Below are 24,179 nucleotides of genomic sequence, written 5' to 3'. Positions count from 1 at the left end.
CATTTTTAAATCAAAGTAAAGGATCATAATGGAAATTAATAACGATATTAAAAAAGACAAAAAGAAATATCCAATTATTGAGTTAGTAGACGTTACTAAAGAATATGACGAAAAAATAGTTCTAGACAATGTTAATTTAAAAATTAATCGTGGAGAATTTGTAACATTGCTAGGACCTTCTGGATCAGGAAAAACTACAATCTTGCGTTTAATTGGTGGTTTTGAATGAACTACTCGTGGGGAATTAAAATTTGATGGAAAAGACATTAAAGATTTATCACCACACAAAAGAAATGTTTCAACCATCTTTCAGGATTATGCCCTATTTCCACATCTAAACGTTGAAAACAACATTAAATACGGATTGAAATTAAAACGTATTGCTAAAGATATTCCAACTCCAGAGGTTTTAGATAAACTAGCTCGCCAACAAAAACAATGAACAAAACATGCTACTCAGCAAAAACAAAAATTAAATAAAAAAGTAGAAGATTACAACAGAGAATTGCAAAATATGCAGCTAAGCCAAAGTCAACGTCAAAAGATTCAATCAAAAATTGATGCTGTTAATCAAGAATGCTTAGAATGAGATAATTATGTGCAACAAAAAACTGAAGCATTTGAAAAAAGACACATCACTTTAAGTGAAACAGCTAAATCTGAGCTTTTAGTGAGATTAGAACGTCAACAGCAACAATGAAAAAAATATGCTGCACAAAAAATGCAAGAACTTGACAAAAAAATGGCTGAGTATGAAAAAGACTTAGAAAACAAAAAACTAAGCAAAAGCAAACGTCAAAAAATTCAATCATGAATTGATGATAGTGATTTCAACTACTCATACTGAGAAAACTATGTAGACTTGAAAACTGAAGCTTTTGAAAAGAAACACACAACTAGAAAAATTAGTCCAAAAGAAATGGATAATGCTGTTGCTGACATTGTTAAACTGGTAGGGCTAGAAGGAAATGCCCAAAAGCCAATTAATGCACTTAGTGGAGGAATGAAACAGCGTGTTGCCCTTGCTAGATCGCTAGTCATTGAACCGGAAATTTTACTTTTAGACGAACCTTTAAGTGCATTGGATGCAAAAATCAGAGAAAAAATGCAAATTTTGTTGCGTAGTATTCAACAAAAATTAGGACTAACATTTATTTTTGTTACTCACGATCGTGATGAAGCTCTGCAACTAAGTGACAGAATCGCAGTTATCCGTGACGGGCAAGTTGAACAATATACTAAACCACATGAACTATACGATTACCCAATCAACAAATGAGTAGCTAATTTCATTGGTGATTCAAACTTTTTCGATGCTTCTTTTGTGCAAAAAGGAAAAGTTCACTTTATGGGCAAAAACTTTATGACTATTCACGATGAGTTCGAACCAGGACAACAATTAGATGCCTTAATTCGTCCTGAAGACATGATTATTTCACGTGATAAATCTAAAGGTAAATTATCAGGAACTGTTACAAAAATTGTTTACAAGGGAAGTTATTATTTCATCGATGTTGATGTAGACGGAAAAATCGTTTATGTTGAAACAACCAGAAAATTTGAACCCGGTACACAAGTTTATCTAACTTGAGACACTGATGCAATTCACTTAATGAACAAAGATTCTAAAGAATGAAATAACGAACAAGTCTAATGTTTAAGAAAATCAATAAAAAATTAGGGTTTAATCTTCGTTTATCGCTGATTCTACCTTACATATTATTTGCTTCAATATTTATTGTTCTACCATTAATCTTTGTTTTTATAAAAGCGTTCAGTCCAATCGATGGTCAGTTAGACAACTGACACATTATTCAAGACAAAAGTACTTGAAAAATTTTGTGAAGAAGCGTTTGAGTAGGGGCTGTAGGTGGACTATTTTGTTTATTAATAGGTTTTCCATACACTTACATCCTGGCAACCGCAAAATCAAAAATAACAAAAAATATTGGTTTAAGTTTAATTTTTTCACCTTTGTTTATTTTTACTATTTCAAAAGCATTATCACTTAGAGGATTATTTAGTGTGATGTTTGATGAAAATAGTTTGAATAATGAAGCTTTCATGATTTTAGGGGTTGTTTACTTGTATTTACCTTTCGTGATCATGCCTTTATATCAAGTTTTAAAAGATATGCCTAAAAATATCTTGGAAGCAAGTGAAGATTTAGGTTATTCAAAAGCTAAAACAATTTGAAAAGTTGTAGTCCCATACTGCATGAAAGCATTGCTAGCAGGTTTTAGCACAGTGTTCTTGATAACTGCAACTTCAATTATTTTGAGTGACAGATTGCTTCCACATGGAAGTCAAAATCAATTGATCGGTAACTTGATTCAAAACTTTGCTAATGCATCAAACCCGTTTGATTTGGCTGTTGCTTCAACACTTGTTTTAATAACATTAGCGATTTTAATGTTGTTGTATAGTGTAACCTATCTACTGCCTTTACTTTTAAACAAGTATCGTTTCAAAGGAGGTAAAGATGAGTAAGTTTTCTACCTTTTTCAAAAGATCATACATTGTAATAATCTTAATTTTGTTCTACATTCCAATAGTTTTTGGAACAATTTATTCATTTAATGCACCAAGTGATAAAGGTGTCTTCAGTGTTACAACTTGAAACAGAACCTCAGCTGCTGCATATAAAGCACTTTTTTCAACAGATCACGCTGGTGCATTCATTAACTCTTTATTAATAGGATTGTGTGCTTCGGTTTTAGTGATAGCAATTTCACTACTAACTGTCTATGGTTTGTGAAGACAAAAAAACAAAAAACCTAGACAAGTAGTTCAAGGAACAGCAAACATTCCTTTAATCAACAGTGATGTTGTTACTGCTTTAACGCTAACAATCATTTTGACTGCCTTCTTTGGAGTCTTAAGTGCTACAAGTGAGGGATTTGTTCGTGTTATTGTAGCTCATACAGTAATCATTCTTCCATATGCAATTATGATAATGTTGCCAAAATCTGACAAGTTTTCAAAAAACATTTTTGAGGCTAGTCAAGATTTAGGTTATTCAAAAGTAAGAACTTGATTCAGGACTTATTTTGTTTATATGCTAGGTTCAATTGGATTTGTATTTGTAGTTTCAATGGTTTTAAGTTTCGATGACTTCATTGTTACCAGAATTGTCTCAAATACAGAAACTTTAGGAACTCAACTTTACGAAGGACAATTCCAAGCCTGAAGTTTAGCATTGGGTGCAATATGTTTAATGATTGTTTTAGTTGCTAATTTAATTTACATTATTACTGCAACAAAAGCATTAACACTTCTAAAAAATAAAACCAAAGCATATTTTGCAAAGAAATCAGGTAAATAAAATTAAGGAATTTCTAAAACGTAATTTAAAACGTTTTGTAACATTCATAGTATTTCTATCTATTTTACTTATTGCAATTTTATCTTTTGGTTTTAAAGCTAAACACCCATATTCACCAAGTCTTTATAACTATGGTTCTTACTTGAAAAAAGACATCATTGACAAAGTTAAGAGTCGTGGATATAATTACAAAGTATTCAACGACATAAATGATTTTACTGTTGCTTTAAATAATGGAAAAGCAGCAGGTGGAGTTGGAAGTGATTTCCAAGCAGCCCAACTAATAATTGAAAATCGTTTGAAAAAATTTAATTTTGCCAACGTTTTCAACACAAATGATTCAAAACCTTTGATTGAACAGTTGGCAAATGTCTATCGTCCAAGTGTAATTGAACACTTGAAACAATATGATCAAATGATTTTTGACCTCATTGCAACTAATGACGAATACAAAGCTAAAAGAATTTTAGATCCTGTTTCGAAGAAAATGGTTGCATATGATATTGACAGAGATGGAAAAGAAGACCATTTCTGAGAATACATAATTCCTTACTACACTCAAGACAAGGTTATTGCTTATAGTATTGATTATGAAAATCGACCTTACCTAAAACTTTCGGCCGAACAAAAACAAAAATTGATTGACGAAGGTTTATATGATGAAGAAAATGAATCAATTATTTTTAAAGACCTTTCTTGAACTGGGATAATGGAAACACTAAAAAAATTCAATTACAGAGTTTTTGCATGAAATAATGCTTACTACGACAATATGATGATCGGCGCTTTTTATGAAAATGATAAAGGCGAAAAACAGTGAGTAGTTAATAACAAACTAAAACCTTTTAATGAGGATAACTATCTAGAAGCGATAAAAGGTTTTGAAGAATATGTAAAAGCAGCATCGGGATACTCGCTTAGAGATACAAAACACAACTTTTTAATTGGTGATGGATTAGAACTAGCAAATAATCTTATTGAGCCAAAAGAAGGACGTGCTGATGTTGCTGTTATGTATAACGGTGATGCAATTGATGCTTACTATTCGGCTGACAATTTTAGTTCTTTAAAAGAAGAAGGATTAGTAAGATACGTAAGGCCTAAGGATAATTTCTTACTAATGGATGGCTGAATTCAAGCAAATGTGATGACTGATGATGAATCTATCAAATTAGAAAAAACTATTGGTGAATATGTTTTTGGCAACATTGATGCCCAACAATCATCTCAGTCTAGAGTTTTAGACCTTGAACAAAGTTACATTAACACTTTGAAAAATCTTCTTATTTCTAATTCTGAAATAAATGAAGAGATTAAAGAAGAATTAGAAAAAATAAAGGACGAAGACAGCTCATTGTATGAAACCAGTATGCAAATTTTAAATATTTTAAAAGAAGATAAAGAGCAATTTTCACAGCAAGACATTGACAAAATTTTTGGATTGCACATGGAAAATGAAGATGCTTTATCTGATTATTTTGCTGAAGCATTTACAGATGATAACATTGCGGTTGAAGTAGAAAACTTTGACTACATCAACTACACTCCAGCTAATCAAGGAATTTTTGCTTTCATTGAAAAATGATATTTCGGTAGTGACGAAGTTGCTAAGTCAATGTACATTCAACCAGAGCAAAGTGATGATTACAAAGTGTTTCTATATCAAATCATCAATCGAAAATTGCGAACAGCAATAAGCTTACAATACTTTAAGATCACAAAATCATAGAAACTGGCAATGCCAGTTTTTTTATTTGCTGAAAATAACCTCTCAATATTTTTTTGTTTCTTCCGTTATTTCAATGCAAGCCTTAACGGTTTTTGTAAAGTTAACATCTTCAGTGAAAGATATTTTTGCTTCAAAAATATTTAAATCGACTGGTTTTATTCACAAAATCTTTGCTTTTCAAAGCTTATTGTTTATTTTCAAGTTAATAGTTTGATTAAAATCAAATTCATGATTTGTCAAATTTTGGAACTGAATAATATTTTGTCTTTCATCGAAATTAATGATTTTGAGTTCTTGTTTTACTTTCATTTTTCAAGTTGTTAAAACAAACATAATGGCAAAAATTACAATAAGGCTTATTATCAAGATTAATAATTCTCATTTTTTAAGCTTTAAATTCATCAAAATTCACCACCTTTGCTTTCTCAAAAATATATTTTTGCGAGTGTGAAACTTCAATGACTATTTTTTTACTCAAAAGTTTTTGTAGGAAAGGTTTTAATTTTTCAAAAATGTTTAAGTCAATATTCTCAAAGCATTCGTCTAAGAGCACAACTTCATTCTCATTAGCAAATAACTTCAAAAGCTGGATGAATTGTTTTTGTCCTGCTGAAAAATTTTCACCATTCAAAACTATTTGGTCCGCAAGAGATAACTTAAAGTAGTCAAAAAATTCTTGAAGATTGTATTCAATAAAACTTTGTTCGAATCTAGATTTAAGAACAGGGTTATTTTGATGAATATTGTTAGCAATTGTATTATTGAAAAGTGATTGCGATGAATTGATATAACTTATTTTTGTTCTAAGAAATGATGTATCTAAATTCTGAATATCAACGCCATCAAACAAAATGGAGCCATGATAGTCAAAGAAATTTAACAAAAGCTTAAGAAAGGTACTTTTTCCACACCCATTTTTACCTATTAAGTGATTTTGAGCTTTTAATTCTAAGTTACCTATTTTGAATAGATGATTATATTCACTATATCCAAAAGCTAAATTTTTGATAGTAATATTTTTGATTTCAACTTTCTGATTAAAGTATTTATTATCAATTTCCAAATTTATATGGTTAAAGCTATTTCACAATTTACTAGCTTGCATAAAGTTTGAATATTGAGCAATATTGTTTGCTAGCAGCTTAGCAGGATTAATTAAAAAGTTGTAATAACTGACAAAAATTAAGAAATCACCAACATTTTTATTGTCATTTTGAGAATATCAAAACAAATAAATTATTAAAACAGGACAAATAGCAAGAATAACGTCTGATAATGTAGCAAAAAGTGAATTTAAATAAAAAAACTTATTTGTTGCTTTTATTTGATTCTCAGTATTTTTTGTATTAGTTTGGAAGATGAAATTAGGCACATTTTGCATTCTAGTTTGTTGAAAATTATTAATAACAAACAGAGTATCAGAAACAACTTCACTGTTCTTTATCAAAAGCTCTTGCCATGGTTTTTTTCGCATGTAATTAGCCAAAATGTTAACTAAAAACAAAAAACTTATTGCGCAAACAATGAGAAGTGTGACTTTGAAATTGATTGTGACTAAAAAGAATCCTGATAGTACAATGAAAGCGAAATTAGCAAAAGTTTGGAGGCTAAGAGATGCTCGATACGAAGCTAAAAACCCAAAAGAACTATAAATTTTGATCAAATCTTGCTGGCTATATTTTTGTATTTGATGTACCCTTCCATACAGCAATTTATGATTGAATATTTTTTGATACTGGAAAAGATAAAAATTCACTATTTTTCTTGTGCAAAATTCATTAATAGTTGAAAACGATATTTTCAGTAAGCTGCAAAAACCCAAAATGATTAAAAAATGCAAAAAGTAGGAATCTCTTGTTTCTTTAAGAGCACTGTTAAAAAGATATTTACTTATTTGTGAAGCAAGAATTGACAACCCAAATACCAATAAACTCATAATTGAATTTAGAAATGTGTATTTATAAGTAGTTTGGAAATAAGTTACACTGTTTTCTTGATATGAGTTTTGTTCACAACTAGTTTTGGTGACATCAATGATTATTGAAGCATATTGTTGTTGCAATGTTTCTAACTTCATTTTTAACTTACCAATAGCAGGATCGAAGATAACAACATAATCATCTGTCTTTTTTGTAACTACAACAGTGTGCAATAAATTTTGCTTTGCAAGGACAATAATTATTGGATGCTCTAATTTTAGATTAACAAAACTATTTCACTCACCTTGCATAATCTTAAAATCTAAGCCAAACTGCTTAGCTTTATGTTTGAGTTCCAAAAGATTTATTCCTTTTTCTTCATAATTTGTGGCTTGTTGCAAGCTTTCAATATTCAAACTCTTTTTATACCAGTATTTATACAGTTTACTTAAACACAATAAACCACAATCTCTTGTTTTTTGTTGTAATTGTTCCATCTACTCATTAAAGTAAAAAAAACAGCAAAAAAAAAAAAAAAAAAAACTGAGAAAATAAAATTTCCCAGTCTTAGAATTGTGAAGCAAGTTTTTCAATTTCGTTTCGGTGCATGGCAACAACTTCTTGCGCTGATTTGGTTGCTAGTTCACCAACTTTTGTTCCGTCAATTAAAAAACTTTCATTCAGTTTTGCATAAACAAACTTAAATGTTCCTTCAAGATATTTAACATGGTTTCCTCATTCATATCATCCCAATGGAGCACCTTGAGTTGCTAAGATTTGAACTTTTAGATGATCTAACAGCCCGACAGCGTCTCCTTTTTTTGAATATTTGTAACAAATGTTTTATTCGCTACTAAAACTCTATCTAAATAATTTTTTAATGTTGCAGGAATGTTGAAATTATACATTGGAGCTGTTATAACTACTTTATTAACACTTTTTAATTGATTAATTAGTTCATCACTTTCTGAACCAAAGAATTGAACAAAATTTTGCTCGTTTAAACTTTGTTTAGCAGCTTCTAATTCATTTAAATCTAAATATTGCACTTCATCTTGAGGATTTAGTTGCTGATATTTGTTTACAAAAACCTTAGCCATTTGGTTAGTAATTGATTTTTGTCCGTTTACTCAAGATAAAATAACTAATACTTTATTCATTTTCATCCTTTCTCTTCATTAGAATTGTATGGCATAAAAACCAAAAATGCCAAAAAGGAATTAAAAAAGTGGCCTTTTGCCACTTTTTGGTGATTTAACATATGGTGCAAGCGAAGGGAATCGAACCCTCACAGTCAGCTTGGAAGGCTGAAGTTCTACCATTAAACTACACTCGCATTTGCTTGTTGCTTTAATATTATACATAAAATTTTTTCTTTTGCAAATAATTTTATTTTTTTAAAGCAACAGCTAGTCTGAAAACACAATTCATTATATAACAAAAAACCTAATTTCTTTTATTTTGAGTTTTTGACTTTTTGTCGCCTAGCATTTTTTGGTTACATATTATATAATTTTAAAGCTATTATGAAACTATATTCATAATCCCTAAAGGAGAAACTATGTATCGCAAAATTGATTTAAAAGATAACGAAATTGCTGAATTAATTAATAAGGAATTGCAACGTCAAGAAACTAATATTGAACTTATTGCTTCTGAAAATTATGTGTCTGATGATGTTATGAAAGCAGCAGGATCTTGCTTGACTAATAAATATGCCGAAGGTTATCCAGGTGCAAGATATTATGATGGTTGCGAATACGTTGATCAAATTGAACAGCTTGCTATTGATCGTGCTTGTCAATTATTTAATTGTGCATATGCAAATGTACAACCATATTCAGGTTCTGTTGCTAATGCCGCAATTTACATGGCCTTATTGGAACCAAATGATCGTGTTTTAGGTTTGCAGCTTTCATCGGGAGGACATCTAACTCACGGATTCAAAATTTCTTTTAGTGGTAAATTTTATGAACCACACTTTTACACAGTTAATGAAGATGGAATTCTGGACTACGATGAAATTGAAAGAATAGCTTTAGAAGTAAAACCAAAAATGATTATTACAGGATATAGTGCTTACTCACAAATTATTGACTTTAAGCGTTTTGGTGAAATTGCTAAAAAAGTTGGTGCTTATTTACTTGCCGATGTAAGTCACATTGCCGGATTAATTGTTACCGGAGTTCACCCTTCTCCTTTTCCTTATGCTGATGTTGTAATGACTACCACTCACAAAACATTACGAGGAACACGGGGAGCAATGATTTTAACTAATGACGAAGAATTGGCTAAAAAAATTAATCGCTCAGTTTTCCCAGGATATCAAGGTGGACCTTTATTGCATCAAATCGCAGCCAAAGCAGTTGCTTTTAGAGAAGCACTAAGTCCTGCTTTCAGTAGTTATGCTAACCAAATTATTCTTAATGCCAATGTTTTTTGTCGTGCTTTTATGTCAAAAGGTGTCAAAGTTGTTTCTGGTCTTACCCAAAACCACCTATTTATTATTGATACAAAAACTTCTTACAATTTAACTGGAAAACAAGCAGCTGACATCCTTTCTTCAATTTCAATTACTGCCAATAAAAACGCTATTCCTTTCGATAGTGAAAAACCAACAGTTACTAGTGGTATAAGACTGGGTGTTGCAGCTATGACATCACGCGGATTTGAAGAAAATGAATTCGTTACTATTGCCAATTTAATTCACAAAACACTAAGTGAGCCTGATAATGTTGCTTTACATCAAATCATTAAAAAAGAAGTTTTAAAACTTTCAAGCCAATTTCCAATCAAAAAAACTTACTAACATGTTTTTCAAAATAAATAAAGCAAAAGGTGTGTCAAGTTTTAAAGCAATTAGAGATTTTGCTAAACAAAACAACATTCAAAAAATTGGTCACTGTGGAACCTTAGACCCTTTAGCAACTGGTCTATTGATTGTTGCAACTGATCAAGATACAAAACTCTTAAATTACATCCTAAGTCAAGACAAACGCTATATTTGTACAATGCAACTTTTTCGCCACAGTGCATCTTGGGATAGTGACTCCATTGTCAGCATTTTAGAATGAAAAGAAATTTCTCATAATCAATTAGAACGAGCTTTCGAGCAAATTAAAAACTCAGAAGAACAAATACCTCCAGTTTTCAGCGCCAAAAAAATTAATGGTGTGCGAGCTTATGAACTAGCGCGTAAAAATATAGATGTTAGTCTAAAACCAAACAAGATTAAAATTCATGAACTAAAAATTCTTAACTATGACTTAGAAAATGATGAAGTTACATTCGAAGCTTTTGTTTCGAAAGGTACTTATATTCGCTCGATTGTGCATGATGTTGCTTTGCTTTTAAATACTGATGCAATTATGGTTGATTTAAAACGTACTCAGGTCGGAAATGTACTTTTAGATGAGCAAAGAAAAGTTAGCGAAATTGACAATATTGAGCAATTATTTGGTATAAATATAGTTACCCTAAACAAGGATGAATTAAAAACACTTTTCAAAGAGCGCGTGGTAAGAAAAAAATACAATCTACCAAACGCTAATTACTTATTAAAACATAATAATAATTTTTTAGGAATAGTGCAAATATTTGATGATCAATTAAAAGTCATCAAAATTTTTTGACCCCTACTAGAAGCTATTATTAGGGAGGAATAATGAAAAAATTCAAATTAGTAGCCTTTGATATTGATGGTACTATTCTACCATTTGAAGATGGTAAAAAAAACAATGACTTAAGTCAAGTTATTGTGCAAATGTTTAAAAAATTAAAAGATGCTGGATACATTACAGTTCTATGTACCGGAAGAGACATTTTTACTGTTGGTAACAGAATTGAGACTCCTAATGTTGATTATTTCATTGGAGCTAATGGTTCATTTATTATTGACTTAAAAACTAATGAATACTTATTTGAAAAATCAATTTCTTATCAAGATTACAAAGTATTTTTAGAAGCAACTCAAGCTCGTAATTTACCTTTTACTTTTGTTGGTAAACAAAAAGGATACTACAACAATCTTTTTGACATTAACCACTGATTCTATGAACCTTTCAAAAAAGATTTCTATGACATTAGTGAATATAATGAAAATTCTACTGATACAAACTATTTAATTACTGTAAATTCAGATGCTAGCCGTGAACTTAAAGAATTTTATGATGATCTTTTTGCTAAAAATAATTTAGACATGTGAGTTTTAGCAGAATGAACTAATGGGGTTTTCATTTCAGCAAGAGATGTTAACAAGGCTAGAGGACTAGAAATTCTTTGTGAAAAACTAAATATTAAACTAGATGAAGTTATAGCTTTTGGTGATTCTTCAAATGATGTTGAAATGTTAAGCGAAGTTGGACTAGGTGTTGCAATGGGTAATGCCGAAGAAGAACTTAAAGAAGTAGCTGATGATGTTTGTGGTGATGTAAGTGACCACGGAGCATACAATTACTTACTAGAAAAAGGATTTATTAAATAATTATGAAAGTTTATAATTGGCCAGTTGACAAAACTTTTGAAAATCAAAAAATTGCTATTTTAGGAAGTTTTGAAACTTTGCACCTAGGTCATTATGAACTATTCAAAATCGCTAAAAATTTAAAAGCTCAAAATCCTGAAAAAGAAATTGTTTGCTTTTTGTTTGATAACAAACATCAGCAAAAAGCGAAAATGTTCCAAATCAAGACGCGTTTATATACTTTATATAATATAGGTATAGACGAAGCTGTTATTATTCACTTTGACCAAGATTTTCGTAATCTTTCTGCCCAAACATTTATTGATAAATTGAAAGCAATGAATGTCAGTGATATAGTTTGTGGCCAAGATTTTCGTTTTGGTTTCAATCGCTTAGGTAATGTTGATGCTTTAAAAGCTAACTTTAATTGCCAGATTGCTAGTCTTAAAAAAATTAATGGCATGAAAATAGCTTCTTCAATAATTAGACAAATCATTGAGGATGGTTCAATCGAGTTACTAAATACTTTGCTAATTGAAAAGTATGCTTTTATTATTGAATTAAATACTGATGATTATTCTTTTGAATGACCTAACAATTTAGAAAAAATACATGCCGGAACTTATTTGGCCAATGTAGTAATTGAAAATGTTGAATATCATGCAATTGTCAAAATTGGTTTAGAAAAAAATGAAATCGTTTTTCTAGACCTTAAAAAACAATATTTGCCCAAAGTCGAAACTTTTGTTGAAATTCTTAAACAATTAAGATTTATTAATCACATGGCGGATGACAAAGTTTTCAAAGACGAAATAAAACAAGCCTTTAAATTTTTTAGTATAATGTAGTGCATCAATAATACATTAATTTATTGCTCGGTTGTAAAGTAAATTTATTGCTGGGTTGTAAAGGAGAAAATATGGTAGACAAAAACACCAGACTTGAATTAATTAAAAAATTCGGAAAAAACGATAAAGACACAGGTTCAGCAGCAGTTCAAATTGCTTTGTTAACAGCTGACATTGAAAGTTTAAAAGTTCATTTCCAAAACAACAAAAAAGATTTACACTCAATGCGTGGATTTATGGCAAAAGTTAACCAACGTAAATCATTATTAGCTTATTTAAAAAGAACTAACTATAACGAATACCTAAACTTAATTCAAGAACTAAACATTCGTAAATAAAATCTCGCTGAGATTTTATTTTTTTTATTTTTTTAATGTATAATTAGAAAGCAATTTTTAGCAAGTTCAAACAAGTTGATAAACAATTAAAAAATAATTTATTTTTTTTAAAACAAACAACAAATTATGCTATAATTGTTTTTGTAGACCTTGAGAGTTCTACAAGAAAATAGTTCTTTGAAAACTGGATATAAATACCATAATCGTCAATTTTTTTATAAGAGTTTGATCCTGGCTCAGGATGAACGCTGGCTGTGTGCCTAATACATGCATGTCGAACGAAGTAGCTTGCTACTTAGTGGCGAATGGGTGAGTAACACGTGCTTAATCTACTTTTCAGATTGGGATAACAGTTGGAAACGATTGCTAATACCGGATACGTGACAAATTCGCATGAAATTGTCATAAAAGGAGCATTTGCTTCACTGGAAGATGAGAGCGCGGAACATTAGTTAGTTGGTAGGGTAATGGCCTACCAAGACGATGATGTTTAGCCGGGTTGAGAAACTGACCGGCCACACTGGGACTGAGATACGGCCCAGACTCCTACGGGAGGCAGCAGTAGGGAATATTCCACAATGGGCGAAAGCCTGATGGAGCGACACAGCGTGCACGATGACGGCCCTCGGGTTGTAAAGTGCTGTTATTAGGGAAGAAAACTCAGCGGAGGAAATGCCGCTGAGCTGACGGTACCTGATCAGAAAGCGATGGCTAACTATGTGCCAGCAGCCGCGGTAATACATAGGTCGCAAGCGTTATCCGGAATTATTGGGCGTAAAGCGTTCGTAGGCTGTTTGTTAAGTCTGAAGTTAAAGCCTGGGGCTCAACCCCAGCCCGCTTTAGATACTGGCAAGCTAGAGTGAGATAGAGGTAAGCGGAATTCCATGTGAAGCGGTGAAATGCGTAGATATATGGAAGAACACCAAAGGCGAAGGCAGCTTACTGGGTCTATACTGACGCTGAGGGACGAAAGCGTGGGGAGCAAACAGGATTAGATACCCTGGTAGTCCACGCCGTAAACGATGATCATTAGTCGGTGGAAAATTCACTGACGCAGCTAACGCATTAAATGATCCGCCTGAGTAGTATGCTCGCAAGAGTGAAACTTAAAGGAATTGACGGGGACTCGCACAAGCGGTGGAGCATGTGGTTTAATTTGAAGATACGCGGAGAACCTTACCCACTCTTGACATCTTCCGCAAAGCTATGGAGACATAGTGGAGGTTAACGGAATGACAGATGGTGCATGGTTGTCGTCAGCTCGTGTCGTGAGATGTTTGGTTAAGTCCAGCAACGAGCGCAACCCCTATTTTCAGTTACTAACGGGTTATGCCGAGGACTCTGGAGATACTGCCTGGGTAACCAGGAGGAAGGTGGGGATGACGTCAAATCATCATGCCTCTTATGAGTGGGGCGACACACGTGCTACAATGGTCGGTACAAAGAGACGCAAGACAGTGATGTGGAGCAAATCTCAAAAAGCCGATCTCAGTTCGGATTGAAGTCTGCAACTCGACTTCATGAAGTCGGAATCGCTAGTAATCGCAGGTCAGCCATACTGCGGTGAATACGTTCTCGAGTCTTGTACACACCGCCCGTCACACCATGGGAGCTAGTAATGCCCGAAGCCGGTTAGTTAACTTCGGAGACGACTGTCTAAGGTAGGACTGGTGACTGGGGTGAAGTCGTAACAAGGTATCCCTACGAGAACGTGGGGATGGATCACCTCCTTTCTACGGAGTACACAGTACAACATTTTTTAAAGACTTATAAAGTCTGTTTCACAAAACAATCAATCTTTTTTTAAGGTTATGGTAATTTATATCCAGTTTTGAGAGTTCTATTCTCTCAAATATATAGATCTTTGAAAACTGAATAGAAAAGACATTTGTATATATTAATATTCAAACGTTTTGATCAACCTATAGAATACATCATATCTATCTAATAACAATTAGACAATAGGAACATACTATTAAATAAGTAAGAGTTTTTGGTGGATGCCTTGGGTCTGGAAGTCGATGAAGGACGCGATTACCTGCGATAAGCCTCGTGGAGCTGGAAATAAGCTACGAAGCGGGGATTTCCGAATGGGGAAACCTAACTAGACTAATCTCTAGTTGCCTTGCCAGTGAATACATAGCTGGAAGCGCGAGACACGTTGAGAACTGAAACATCTTAGTACCAACAGGAAAAGAAAATAAATAATGATTCCCTCAGTAGCGGCGAGCGAACGGGGAAGAGCCCAAACCAACATTGAAGTTGGGGTTGTAGGACTGTCTACATAGAGTTACAAAACATACAGATAGCAGAACAAGTTGGAATGCTTGACAATACAGGGTGAAAGTCCCGTAAGCGAAATTTGTATGTCTCTTGATGGTATCCTGAGTAGGGCGGGGCACGTGAAACCCTGTCTGAATCTGCCGGGACCACCCGGTAAGGCTAAATACTAACCAGACACCGATAGTGAACTAGTACCGTGAGGGAAAGGTGAAAAGAACCCCGGGAGGGGAGTGAAATAGATTCTGAAACCAATTACTTACAATTAGTCAGAGCCCGTTAATGGGTGATGGCGTACATCTTGCAGTATGGACCGGCGAGTTACGACAACATGCATGGTTAAGTGGAATAAAGCGAAGCCGTAGAGAAATCGAGTCTGAAATGGGCGAAAGTATGTTGTTGTATACCCGAAACCAGGTGATCTATCCATGAGCAGGCTGAAACCTAGGTAACACTAGGTGGAGGGCCGAACCGTAGTACGCTAAAAAGTGCCCGGATGACTTGTGGATAGGGGTGAAATTCCAATCGAACTTGGAGATAGCTGGTTCTCTTCGAAATAGCTTTAGGGCTAGCGTGTGGTGTTAAGTATTGGGGGTAGAGCACTGAATATGGAATGGCGGCGCCTAGCTGTACTGACTATAATCAAACTCCGAATACCAATATGAATTGCCATGCAGTCGGAACATCGGTGATAACGTCGATGCTCGCGAGGGAAACAACCCAGATCGTCAGCTAAGGTCCCAAAATTGTGTTAAGTGAGAAAGGTTGTGAGATTTCTTAAACAGCTAGGATGTTGGCTTAGAAGCAGCCATCGTTTAAAGAGTGCGTAATAGCTCACTAGTCGAGAGATCTTGTGCCAATAATTTAACGGGACTAAAACACAATACCGAAGCTACGGGCTAAATTTTAGCGTTAGGAGAGCGTTCTAAGGGCATTGAAGCCAGACCGTGAGGACTGGTGGAGCGCTTAGAAGTGAGAATGCCGGTATGAGTAACGATTCAGTGTGAGAATCACTGACGCCTATTGGGGAAGGTTTCCTGGTCAAGGTTCGTCCACCCAGGGTTAGTCGGGACCTAAGACGAGGCCGAAAGGCGTAGCCGATGGACAACTGGTTAATATTCCAGTACTTCCTTAAAATGTGATGGAGTGACGGAGGAGGATAACATTACCACTTATCGGATTGTGGGGTAAGTATTTAGAAGGTTGCTGGAGGCAAATCCCTAGCGACATAACTTTGAGATACGATGCATAGTGAAATGGCAACAAAGTAGCGAATTATGTGATTTCATACTTCTTAAAAAAGCTTCTAACTTAAGTTTTAAGGGACCCGTACCGAGAACGGACACACGTCCCCAAGATGAGTATTCTAAGGCGAGCGAGAAAACCAATGTTAAGGAACTCTGCAAAATTATCCCGTAAGTTCGCAAGAAGGGATGCCTATAGCAATATAGGCCGCAGTAAAATGCGAGGGGGAACTGTTTATCAAAAACACAGCTCTATGCTAAGTCGCAAGACGATGTATATGGGGTGACGCCTGCCCAGTGCCCGAAGGTTAAGATGATACGTTAGCATTTGCGAAGCGTTGATTTGAAGCCCGGGTGAACGGCGGCCGTAACTATAACGGTCCTAAGGTAGCGAAATTCCTTGTCGGCTAAATACTGACCTGCACGAAAGGCGCAATCATCTCTTGACTGTCTCAACATTGGACTCGGTGAAATTATGGTCCCAGTGAAAACGCTGGGTTCCCGCATCAAGACGAAAAGACCCCGTGGAGCTTTACTATAACTTCGTATTGAATTTTGGCTTAACATGTGTAGGATAGGTGGGAGACTTTGAAGAGTAGACGCTAGTTTACTTGGAGTCGTCGTTGAAATACCACCCTTGTTAATTTGAAATTCTAACCTGTCACCGTCATCCGGTGAGGGGACAGTGCGTGGTGGGTAGTTTGACTGGGGCGGTCGCCTCCCAAAGGGTAACGGAGGCGTTCAAAGTTACACTCAATACAGTCAGAAACTGTATGTAGAGCATAAAGGTAAAAGTGTGATTGACTGTGAGACCTACAAGTCGAGCAGGTGCGAAAGCAGGACTTAGTGATCCGGCGGTACATCGTGGAATGGCCGTCGCTCAACGGATAAAAGCTACCCCGGGGATAACAGGCTTATCTTCCCCAAGAGATCACATCGACGGGAAGGTTTGGCACCTCGATGTCGGCTCATCGCATCCTGGAGCTGGAGTCGGTTCCAAGGGTTTGGCTGTTCGCCAATTAAAGCGGTACGCGAGCTGGGTTCAGAACGTCGTGAGACAGTTCGGTTCCTATCTGATGTGGGCGTTGGAATATTGATGAGAGCTGCTCTTAGTACGAGAGGACCGGAGTGGACGTACCGATGGTGCTCCAGTTGTTTCGCCAGAAGCACAGCTGGGTAGCCAAGTACGGAAAGAATAACCGCTGAAAGCATCTAAGCGGGAAGTCTCCTCAGAGATGAATATTCCCTATTAAACTCCTTGTAGACTACGAGGTTGATAGGCTGGAGGTGTAAGTGTAGTAATACATTCAGCTGACCAGTACTAATAAGTTGATTGATTTAATAGTTTAATTCTATATGTTGATTAGTCTTTCTATTCAGTTTTCAGAGATCTAGGAAAGCCCTTTTTGGGCTTTTTTATTTATCTTTTTAGTACAATATATGAATATGAAACAAATCACTAAACAAAGCAAAAACTATCATATTAAAGACATCACTAAGGCTTTGCAATTGCTACTTTTTTATTTTTTGATTGTAGCTATCTTTGCTTTATTTATGATGATGGGAAAATATATAAACAACGATCAATACTTCAAGAATAAGTTAGTTATTTCGTATTGATTAATTGCTGTAATATTAGTTAGTCTTTGTTGTGCAACTTATGATTTTATAAATTATAAAAAAGGTTGAGTAGCAATTAAAATATTTGCTTGGTTTAGTCTTGTTTTGTATATTTTAGCCTCGGTAATATTTGTCATTATTGTTTAAGAAAAGGCTAAAAAATCGTTTTGTAAAAAAATCGTTTTTTGTTATAATTAATAAGCAACTACGACTGTGATACATAAGGTTGTAATACTCCGAGCTTAGTTGTTCTTCTCGGAGATTAGTTTTTATGTGGAGTCAGTTCAAAATTAATGAACAAGGAGAACAAATGAAATTACAAATCAAAGTTAAATCATTCGAACATGCTTTAGTTGACCAAGCTAGTGTGAAAATTGTTGAATTAGCTAAAAGCGAGAAAGCTAATGTAAGTGGACCAATTCCATTGCCAACAAGAAAAGAAATCATCACTATCTTGCGTTCAGTTCACGTTAACAAAAAATCACGTGAACAGTTCGAATCAAGAACTCACAAACGTTTAATCATTATTGATAACGTAAGTGAAAAACTAGCTGATAGATTCAAATCTTTAGAATTGCCAGCTGGAGTTGAATTAAGTATCAAATCTGTTAAGTAATTAACAGTTTGTTTTTATTTTATATATGCGCCCGTGCGTACATATAAATATCAATTTCAATAACAAAATGAAAGGATCAAGATGAAAGGAATCTTAGGAAGAAAAGTTGGGATGACTCAATTATTCACAGCTGAAGGTAATGCAATTCCTGTTACTGTGATTGAAGTTAAACCAAATGTTGTTACTAAAGTTCTAACAGCTGATAAAGACGGTTATGTTGCTGTGCAATTAGCTGTTGAAGACAAAAAACAATCAAGAATCAAAAAACCTGAAGTTAATAGATTCGCTGCAGCCAACACAACACCTAAGCGCTTCGTAAAAGAAATTCGTAACATGTCAGGTTACGAATTAGGGCAAATGGTTGATGTAACTATTTTTGAAGCAGGAGAAGTCGTTGACGTACAAGCAACTTCTAAAGGAAAAGGGTTTGCAGGAACCATTAAACGTCACAATCAAAAAATCGGACCTAAGTCTCACGGGGGAGGGGGAGGAAGCAAACCTATCCGTCAAACTGGATCAATCGGGGACATTTCTGGAAACCGTGTTGTTAAAGGAATGACCATGCCAGGTCACTTAGGAAACGTTAAAACTACTGTACAAAACTTAGAAGTTGTTGCTACTGATAAAGAAAACAACTTAATCATTATTAAAGGTTCAGTACCAGGACCAAACAAAGGATTTGTAACAGTTAAACAAAATGCAAAACATATTGCTAAAAGACCAGCTATTGAATTAGTTGATCTAAAAGTTGCAATTGCTAAAAATGAACTATTCGAAGAAGCTAAAAAATATGGTGTGGTATTAGAATCATCAATGTCACTAGATGAAATGAAACAACTATTAGAAGAAGCAAAACAAAAAGCTGAAGAAGCTAAAGAACAAGAACAAGAGGTTTAATAATGGCAGAAAACAAAAAAGCTACAACTAAAAAAGAAGCTAAACCAGCTGTTGATGTTGTTAAAACACAATCTCAAAGTCTAAAATTTGCTTCAGATAAATTACCACAAAGATTATTCGGATTAGAAGAAGTTCACGCACAAGCAATTTTCGACACTATTTTAAGTGATCGTGCTTCAAGAAGATTTTCAACTCACAAAGTTAAAAATCGTGGAGAAGTTTCAGGGACAGGTAAAAAACCTTGAAGACAAAAAGGAACTGGTCGTGCACGTGCAGGATCAATGCGTTCACCAATTTGAGTAGGTGGGGGAAGAGCATTTGGACCTACCACAGCTAAAAACTACTCATTAAAAGTAAACAAAAAAGTTCGTGCTCTAGCAGTTAAAAGTGCTTTAAGCCAATTAGCTCAAGCACAACAAGTTTTTGTTCACGAATACAAACTTGCAAAACCTTCAACTAAAGAACTAGTTAGTCAATTAAAGGCAACAGGTCTAGCTGATGTTAAAAACGTTTTATTAGTAACTAGTGATGAAAATGTTTTCCTATCAGCAAGAAACTTACAAAACGTAGTTACTGTTAAAGTAAGCTCACTAAGCGTTGAAAGACTATTAGCAGCTGATGTGATGGTAATTAGTGAAAACGATGTAAAAGTATTAGAAGGGTTGGTTAAATAATGAACGTTAATGATGTAATTAAATATCCAATTTTAACTGAAAAAAGCTACAACCAAATGTCAGACAATATTTACACATTTGCAGTAGATCGTCGTACAAACAAAGTTGAAGTAAGAAAAGCTGTTGAATTCATTTTTGACGTTAAAGTAGCAAGTGTTAACATTCTAACAGTTGCTGCCAAACCAAAAAGACTAGGACGTTTTGCAGGATACACAAACAAATACAAAAAAGCTTTAGTATATCTACAAGATGGATACAGCATCAATTTCTTCCCAGAAGAATCTAAAGCTGAAGAAAAAGAAGAAACTGCAGCACAAACAGAAGTTGCAGAAAACAAAAAAGACGCTAAAGCAGTAGAAGCAAAAGTTGCTGAAAAATTAGCTAAAAAAGCTGCTAAATAATTTATCTTGCTAACCATAAGATAAGTTTTAAAACAGAATTAATCACCTAAAAGACAAAATCTCATTATTTTTAGGTCAATCATTAAAGGAGAATACGATGGCTATTAAACATTACAAGCCAACCTCTAATGGTCGTAGACACATGACATCGTTAGATTACAAGAAAAATCTAACTGGTCATGCTCCTGAAAAATCTCTACTAGTTACTTTAAAAAAACATGCTGGTAGAAATAATCGGGGAGTTATAACAACTCGTCACCACGGAGGTGGAACTAAACGTAAATATCGTATTATCGATTTCAAACGTAACAAAGATGGAATCGAAGGAATTGTTAAAACAATCGAATACGATCCAAACCGTAGTGCAAACATTTCATTAGTTGTTTATCGTGATGGAGAAAAACGTTATATCCTTCACCCTAAAGGACTAAGTGTTGGAAGTGTTGTTGTTTCAGGAGACAGTGCTGACATTAAAGTTGGAAACAGCTTGGCACTAAAAAACATTCCTGAAGGTACATTCGTTCACAACATCGAATTACAGCCTAAACAAGGGGGAATTATTGCCCGTAGTGCTGGAACAAGCGCCCAAATTTTAGGTAAAGATGAAGAAGGTAAATATATTATTCTAAGACTAAAAAGTGGTGAAGTACGTAAAGTTCTTGGAGAATGTCGTGCAACTATTGGAGTTGTCGGAAATGAAGAACACTTATTAGTAAATATCGGAAAAGCAGGACGTAACCGTCACCTTGGAATTCGTCCAACAGTACGTGGGTCAGCAATGAACCCTAACGATCACCCACATGGAGGGGGAGAAGGGCGTCAACCAATCGGACGTAAAGCTCCACTTACACCATGAGGTAAAAAAGCTCTTGGAGTTAAAACTCGTTCAACTAAGAAAGCTTCAAACAAGTTGATTATAAGAAGAAGAAAGGCAAGTAAATAATGGCTAGATCACTAAAAAAAGGTCCATTTGTTGATGACTATTTAATGAAAAAAGTTGTTGCTATTCTAGAAAACAAAGCACCAAAACGTCCAATTAAAACTTGAAGTCGTCGTTCAACAATCTTCCCAGAATTTGTTGGATTAACATTCCAAGTTCACAATGGAAAAGTTTTCAACGATGTTTTCGTAACAGCTGACATGGTCGGACATAAATTAGGAGAATTCTCACCAACCCGTACATACACAGGACATGGTGCAGATAAAGGGAAGAAGAAATAATGAAATCAGCAAACGCAAGTGTTAAAACACAAAGAATTTCTGCTCGTAAAGCCCGTCTAGTTGCTGACTTAATTCGTAACAAATCAACTCAAGAAGCTATCGCTATTCTAAAAACTACTAATAAAAAAGCTACTTACATTCTTTTAAAACTTCTAAAAAGTGCTATCGCTAATGCAACCAACAACCACGGTCTAAATGCTGATAAGTTATACATTTCAAAACTACTTGTAAATGAAGGTCCAACTTTAAAACGTTACCAACCTCACTCACAAGGTAGAGCATATCCAATCTTAAAGAGAACAAGCCACTTCTTTATTGAAGTAAGTGAATATTAATTAAGGAGAGTTTACTATGGGACAAAAAGTTAATCCAAATGGTTTTAGATACGGAATTACTAAAGACCACAACTCAACTTGATATGCTGACAAAGCACAATATGCTGCTAACTTATTACAAGACCAAGCAATTTACCGTTTCTTCAATAAATTAGTTCGTAACTACCAAATTGGAAATGTACAAATTAAAAGAGACAACAAAGAACACATTTCAGTATTATTGCACACAGCAAAACCAGGTGTTGTTTTAGGGACAAACGGAGACAACATTAAACAACTTACTGCTGATTTGAAAAAAGCGTTAAGAAATAAAAATTTAAATGTCAACATTGAAGTTGTTGAACTTAAAAAACCAGATTTAAATGCTAAATTACTAGCAGAACAAATCGCTGTTAAATTAGAAAACCGTGGAAGCTTTAGACTAGCTCAAAAACAAGCTATCAAGGCTGCTATGAAAGCTGGAGCTAAAGGTGTTAAAACTGCAGTTTCAGGACGTCTAAATGGAGTTGACATGGCTCGTAAAGAGGGATACAACGAAGGTGAAATGAAACTTCACACCCTTCGTCAAGATGTTGACTATGCAACAGCAACAGCTCGTACAACATATGGAGCACTAGGAATTAAAGTTTGAGTATCATTGGGAGAAAAATTAGAAAAAGGAGCTAACGATGTTACAACCAAAAAGAACTAAACACCGTAAAATGTTCCGTATCCGTCACGACAAAACCAAAGCATTTCGTGGAAACAAAGTAAGTTTTGGAGAATACGGATTGCAAGCTAAAACTTCTGCTTGAGTTTCAGCTCGTCAAATTGAAGCAGCCCGTATCGCTATTACCCGTAAAATGGGACGTGAAGGACAAGTTTGAATTAGAATTTTCCCACATATGTCAAAAACTTCTAAACCTATTGGAGTTCGTATGGGATCAGGAAAAGGATCTCCAGATCAATGACTAGCAGTTGTTAAAGAAGACACAATGATGTTTGAAGTTAAAGGTGTTAAAGAAGAAATTGCTCTAGAAGCACTACGTCTAGGTGGACACAAACTACCAGTTAAAGTAAAAATTGTTAAACGTGAAGAAACAGAAGGAGAAAACTAATGGAATTCAAAGATTTTCAAGCTAAAAGTGTTGAAGAACTAGAAAAATTAGTAGCTGACTACAAAGCTAACTTATTCACTCTTCGTTTCAAATCAAAAACTGGACAATTAGAACAAAACCACAAAATCAGAGAAGTTAAAAAAGATATCGCAAGAGCACTAACAGCATTAAATGAAAAAAAATCAAAGGAAGTTAAATAATGGAAAGATCAAACAACCGTAAAGTTTTAACTGGAAAAGTTGTTTCAACCAAAAATGATAAAACCATTATCGTTTTAGTAGAAACATATGTAAAACACCCAATTTACCAAAAACGTTTCAAAAAATCAAAACGTTTTGCAGTACATGATGAAAACAACCAAGCAAATTTAAATGATGTAGTTAGAATTCAAGAAACTCGTCCACTTTCAAAAACCAAACATTTCCGTCTAGTTGCAATTAAAGAAAAAGCTCTAGTGGGAGAAAACTAATGTTACAAGAATTATCAAGAGTTGTAGTAGCTGATAACTCAGGTGCTAAAGAAGTCGGAATTATTCGTAACTTAGGAGGAAGTGTTAAGAAATTTGCAAACATTGGTGATGTTGTTATCTGTTCTGTTAAAAAAGCTCTTCCAAACGGAATCGTTAAAGAAGGACAAATCGTTAAAGCTGTTGTTGTAAGAACTAAATACGGAATTCAACGTAAAAACGGTTCAAACATTCGTTTTGATGATAATGCTGTAGTAATCATTAAAGAAGATAAAAACCCACGTGGAACTCGTGTTTTCGGACCAGTAGCGCGTGAACTTCGTGATAAAGGATACTTAAAAATCGTTTCATTAGCACCGGAGGTACTATAATGGCTAGTCAAAAAATTCGTAAAAATGACACAGTTGTAGTTATCAGTGGAGCTCAAAAAGGTAAAGTATCAACCGTTCTAGCAATCGATCCAGTTAAACAATTAGTTACTTTAAAAGACGTTAACAAGAAAACTAAACACCACAAACCAAGCCAACAAAAAAATGAAGGTGGAATTGAAATTAAAGAATTCCCTATCCACATTTCAAATGTTGCTATTCTAGTTAAAAAAGGAACAGCAACAACCCCAGCAACATATTCAAGAGTAGGATTTAAAGTTGATAAAAACGGTAAAAAAGAAAGAATTGTTGTGAAAACTCAAAAAGCTATCTAATTAA

The 24,179-nt window shown here is 34.3% G+C and carries 26 protein-coding genes, 1 tRNA gene, 2 rRNA genes and 1 pseudogene; 25 read left to right on the top strand and 5 right to left on the bottom strand.

Translation table 4 applies throughout. The features are described 5' to 3' along the window. The first annotated feature begins 28 nt into the window (after positions 1 to 28). Genes ACSH40_RS01955 through ACSH40_RS01940 form a run of 4 tightly spaced genes read left to right on the top strand, consistent with a single transcriptional unit; the run spans position 29 to position 5,054 of the window. On the top strand, positions 29 to 1,654 hold the full coding sequence (locus ACSH40_RS01955; protein WP_438341324.1) for an ATP-binding cassette domain-containing protein: 1,626 nt from the start codon (positions 29 to 31) through the stop codon (positions 1,652 to 1,654). Further along, positions 1,654 to 2,490 (top strand): ABC transporter permease, encoded by an 837-nt coding sequence (locus ACSH40_RS01950; RefSeq protein ID WP_438341323.1) that lies wholly within the window; start codon positions 1,654 to 1,656, stop codon positions 2,488 to 2,490. Before ACSH40_RS01955 ends, ACSH40_RS01950 begins: the two co-directional genes overlap by 1 nt. After that, complete coding sequence (locus ACSH40_RS01945) at positions 2,483 to 3,325, top strand: ABC transporter permease (RefSeq protein WP_438341322.1); 843 nt, start codon at positions 2,483 to 2,485, stop codon at positions 3,323 to 3,325. The genes ACSH40_RS01950 and ACSH40_RS01945 overlap by 8 nt, the downstream gene beginning before the upstream one ends. Continuing rightward, positions 3,303 to 5,054: a hypothetical protein gene (locus tag ACSH40_RS01940; RefSeq protein WP_438341321.1), complete on the top strand. Its 1,752-nt coding sequence runs from the start codon at positions 3,303 to 3,305 to the stop codon at positions 5,052 to 5,054. The genes ACSH40_RS01945 and ACSH40_RS01940 overlap by 23 nt, the downstream gene beginning before the upstream one ends. A gap of 21 nt (positions 5,055 to 5,075) precedes the next feature. Here the strand turns inward: ACSH40_RS01940 and ACSH40_RS01935 are convergent, their stop codons facing one another. The 5 genes from ACSH40_RS01935 to ACSH40_RS01915 form a co-directional block, all read right to left on the bottom strand. Next, positions 5,076 to 5,456, bottom strand: a complete 381-nt coding sequence (locus tag ACSH40_RS01935; protein WP_438341320.1) for a hypothetical protein — start codon at positions 5,454 to 5,456, stop codon at positions 5,076 to 5,078. Continuing rightward, a complete protein-coding gene (locus ACSH40_RS01930) occupies positions 5,440 to 7,470 on the bottom strand; it encodes an Mbov_0121 family peptidase domain-containing ABC transporter (RefSeq protein WP_438341319.1) in 2,031 nt (676 codons plus the stop codon). The genes ACSH40_RS01935 and ACSH40_RS01930 overlap by 17 nt, the downstream gene beginning before the upstream one ends. 70 nt (positions 7,471 to 7,540) lie before the next feature. Continuing rightward, positions 7,541 to 7,726, bottom strand: a complete 186-nt coding sequence (locus tag ACSH40_RS01925) for a hypothetical protein (protein ID WP_438341318.1) — start codon at positions 7,724 to 7,726, stop codon at positions 7,541 to 7,543. A 41-nt stretch (positions 7,727 to 7,767) separates the two neighbouring features. Further along, on the bottom strand, positions 7,768 to 8,133 hold the full coding sequence (locus ACSH40_RS01920; protein WP_438341317.1) for an NAD(P)H-dependent oxidoreductase: 366 nt from the start codon (positions 8,131 to 8,133) through the stop codon (positions 7,768 to 7,770). Between the two features lie 102 nt (positions 8,134 to 8,235). Next, positions 8,236 to 8,309: transfer RNA gene (locus ACSH40_RS01915), tRNA-Gly, on the bottom strand. A gap of 225 nt (positions 8,310 to 8,534) precedes the next feature. Here ACSH40_RS01915 and glyA point away from each other — a divergent pair. The 21 genes and pseudogenes from glyA (at position 8,535) to rplX (ending at position 24,175) form a co-directional block, all read left to right on the top strand. Then, positions 8,535 to 9,782: a serine hydroxymethyltransferase gene (glyA, locus tag ACSH40_RS01910; RefSeq protein WP_438341316.1), complete on the top strand. Its 1,248-nt coding sequence runs from the start codon at positions 8,535 to 8,537 to the stop codon at positions 9,780 to 9,782. A 1-nt stretch (position 9,783) separates the two neighbouring features. Further along, complete coding sequence (gene truB / locus ACSH40_RS01905) at positions 9,784 to 10,638, top strand: tRNA pseudouridine(55) synthase TruB (RefSeq protein ID WP_438341315.1); 855 nt, start codon at positions 9,784 to 9,786, stop codon at positions 10,636 to 10,638. Continuing rightward, on the top strand, positions 10,638 to 11,456 hold the full coding sequence (locus tag ACSH40_RS01900) for a YcsE-related riboflavin metabolism phosphatase (protein ID WP_438341314.1): 819 nt from the start codon (positions 10,638 to 10,640) through the stop codon (positions 11,454 to 11,456). Before truB ends, ACSH40_RS01900 begins: the two co-directional genes overlap by 1 nt. A 2-nt stretch (positions 11,457 to 11,458) precedes the next feature. Beyond that, positions 11,459 to 12,283: an FAD synthase gene (locus tag ACSH40_RS01895; RefSeq protein ID WP_438341313.1), complete on the top strand. Its 825-nt coding sequence runs from the start codon at positions 11,459 to 11,461 to the stop codon at positions 12,281 to 12,283. Positions 12,284 to 12,354: 71 nt separating this feature from the next. After that, entirely contained in the window at positions 12,355 to 12,621 is a 267-nt protein-coding gene (gene rpsO / locus ACSH40_RS01890) for a 30S ribosomal protein S15 (RefSeq protein WP_438341312.1), read from the top strand. Positions 12,622 to 12,834: 213 nt separating this feature from the next. Next, positions 12,835 to 14,354: ribosomal RNA gene (locus tag ACSH40_RS01885) — 16S ribosomal RNA — on the top strand. Between the two features lie 240 nt (positions 14,355 to 14,594). Next, positions 14,595 to 17,491 (top strand): 23S ribosomal RNA (locus tag ACSH40_RS01880). Together the 16S and 23S rRNA genes form the textbook arrangement of a ribosomal RNA operon. A 100-nt stretch (positions 17,492 to 17,591) precedes the next feature. Then, positions 17,592 to 17,912 carry a hypothetical protein gene (locus tag ACSH40_RS01875; RefSeq protein WP_438341311.1) on the top strand — a complete coding sequence of 107 codons (321 nt, stop codon included), beginning with the start codon at positions 17,592 to 17,594 and terminating at the stop codon, positions 17,910 to 17,912. Between the two features lie 163 nt (positions 17,913 to 18,075). Then, the gene (gene rpsJ / locus ACSH40_RS01870) at positions 18,076 to 18,381 is read left to right on the top strand and encodes a 30S ribosomal protein S10 (RefSeq protein ID WP_438341310.1); all 306 of its coding nucleotides are present in this window, start codon (positions 18,076 to 18,078) and stop codon (positions 18,379 to 18,381) included. 81 nt (positions 18,382 to 18,462) lie between these two features. Then, positions 18,463 to 19,137, top strand: a pseudogene (gene rplC, locus ACSH40_RS01865) (50S ribosomal protein L3); the annotation flags it as partial. Between the two features lie 143 nt (positions 19,138 to 19,280). Beyond that, on the top strand, positions 19,281 to 19,952 hold the full coding sequence (rplD, locus tag ACSH40_RS01860) for a 50S ribosomal protein L4 (RefSeq protein WP_438341309.1): 672 nt from the start codon (positions 19,281 to 19,283) through the stop codon (positions 19,950 to 19,952). Beyond that, positions 19,952 to 20,353: a 50S ribosomal protein L23 gene (gene rplW, locus ACSH40_RS01855; RefSeq protein WP_438341308.1), complete on the top strand. Its 402-nt coding sequence runs from the start codon at positions 19,952 to 19,954 to the stop codon at positions 20,351 to 20,353. Before rplD ends, rplW begins: the two co-directional genes overlap by 1 nt. 97 nt (positions 20,354 to 20,450) lie before the next feature. Next, positions 20,451 to 21,296, top strand: a complete 846-nt coding sequence (gene rplB / locus ACSH40_RS01850; RefSeq protein ID WP_438341307.1) for a 50S ribosomal protein L2 — start codon at positions 20,451 to 20,453, stop codon at positions 21,294 to 21,296. Next, complete coding sequence (rpsS, locus tag ACSH40_RS01845) at positions 21,296 to 21,574, top strand: 30S ribosomal protein S19 (protein ID WP_438341306.1); 279 nt, start codon at positions 21,296 to 21,298, stop codon at positions 21,572 to 21,574. The genes rplB and rpsS overlap by 1 nt, the downstream gene beginning before the upstream one ends. Then, positions 21,574 to 21,909: a 50S ribosomal protein L22 gene (gene rplV / locus ACSH40_RS01840; RefSeq protein ID WP_438341305.1), complete on the top strand. Its 336-nt coding sequence runs from the start codon at positions 21,574 to 21,576 to the stop codon at positions 21,907 to 21,909. The genes rpsS and rplV overlap by 1 nt, the downstream gene beginning before the upstream one ends. Before the next feature lie 16 nt (positions 21,910 to 21,925). After that, positions 21,926 to 22,600 carry a 30S ribosomal protein S3 gene (gene rpsC / locus ACSH40_RS01835; RefSeq protein ID WP_438341304.1) on the top strand — a complete coding sequence of 225 codons (675 nt, stop codon included), beginning with the start codon at positions 21,926 to 21,928 and terminating at the stop codon, positions 22,598 to 22,600. Continuing rightward, positions 22,578 to 23,006 carry a 50S ribosomal protein L16 gene (rplP, locus tag ACSH40_RS01830; RefSeq protein WP_438341303.1) on the top strand — a complete coding sequence of 143 codons (429 nt, stop codon included), beginning with the start codon at positions 22,578 to 22,580 and terminating at the stop codon, positions 23,004 to 23,006. The genes rpsC and rplP overlap by 23 nt, the downstream gene beginning before the upstream one ends. Beyond that, entirely contained in the window at positions 23,006 to 23,206 is a 201-nt protein-coding gene (rpmC, locus tag ACSH40_RS01825) for a 50S ribosomal protein L29 (RefSeq protein ID WP_438341302.1), read from the top strand. The genes rplP and rpmC overlap by 1 nt, the downstream gene beginning before the upstream one ends. After that, complete coding sequence (gene rpsQ, locus ACSH40_RS01820) at positions 23,206 to 23,475, top strand: 30S ribosomal protein S17 (RefSeq protein WP_438341301.1); 270 nt, start codon at positions 23,206 to 23,208, stop codon at positions 23,473 to 23,475. The genes rpmC and rpsQ overlap by 1 nt, the downstream gene beginning before the upstream one ends. Continuing rightward, on the top strand, positions 23,475 to 23,843 hold the full coding sequence (gene rplN / locus ACSH40_RS01815; RefSeq protein ID WP_438341300.1) for a 50S ribosomal protein L14: 369 nt from the start codon (positions 23,475 to 23,477) through the stop codon (positions 23,841 to 23,843). The genes rpsQ and rplN overlap by 1 nt, the downstream gene beginning before the upstream one ends. Then, positions 23,843 to 24,175: a 50S ribosomal protein L24 gene (gene rplX, locus ACSH40_RS01810; RefSeq protein WP_438341299.1), complete on the top strand. Its 333-nt coding sequence runs from the start codon at positions 23,843 to 23,845 to the stop codon at positions 24,173 to 24,175. Before rplN ends, rplX begins: the two co-directional genes overlap by 1 nt. Positions 24,176 to 24,179: the final 4 nt, after the last annotated feature.

It is taken from the genome of Mycoplasma sp. 3341 (genome assembly GCF_051549855.1).
Taxonomy (GTDB): domain Bacteria; phylum Bacillota_I; class Bacilli_A; order Mycoplasmatales; family Metamycoplasmataceae; genus Metamycoplasma.
This window is presented reverse-complemented; position numbering and strand designations above follow the sequence as displayed.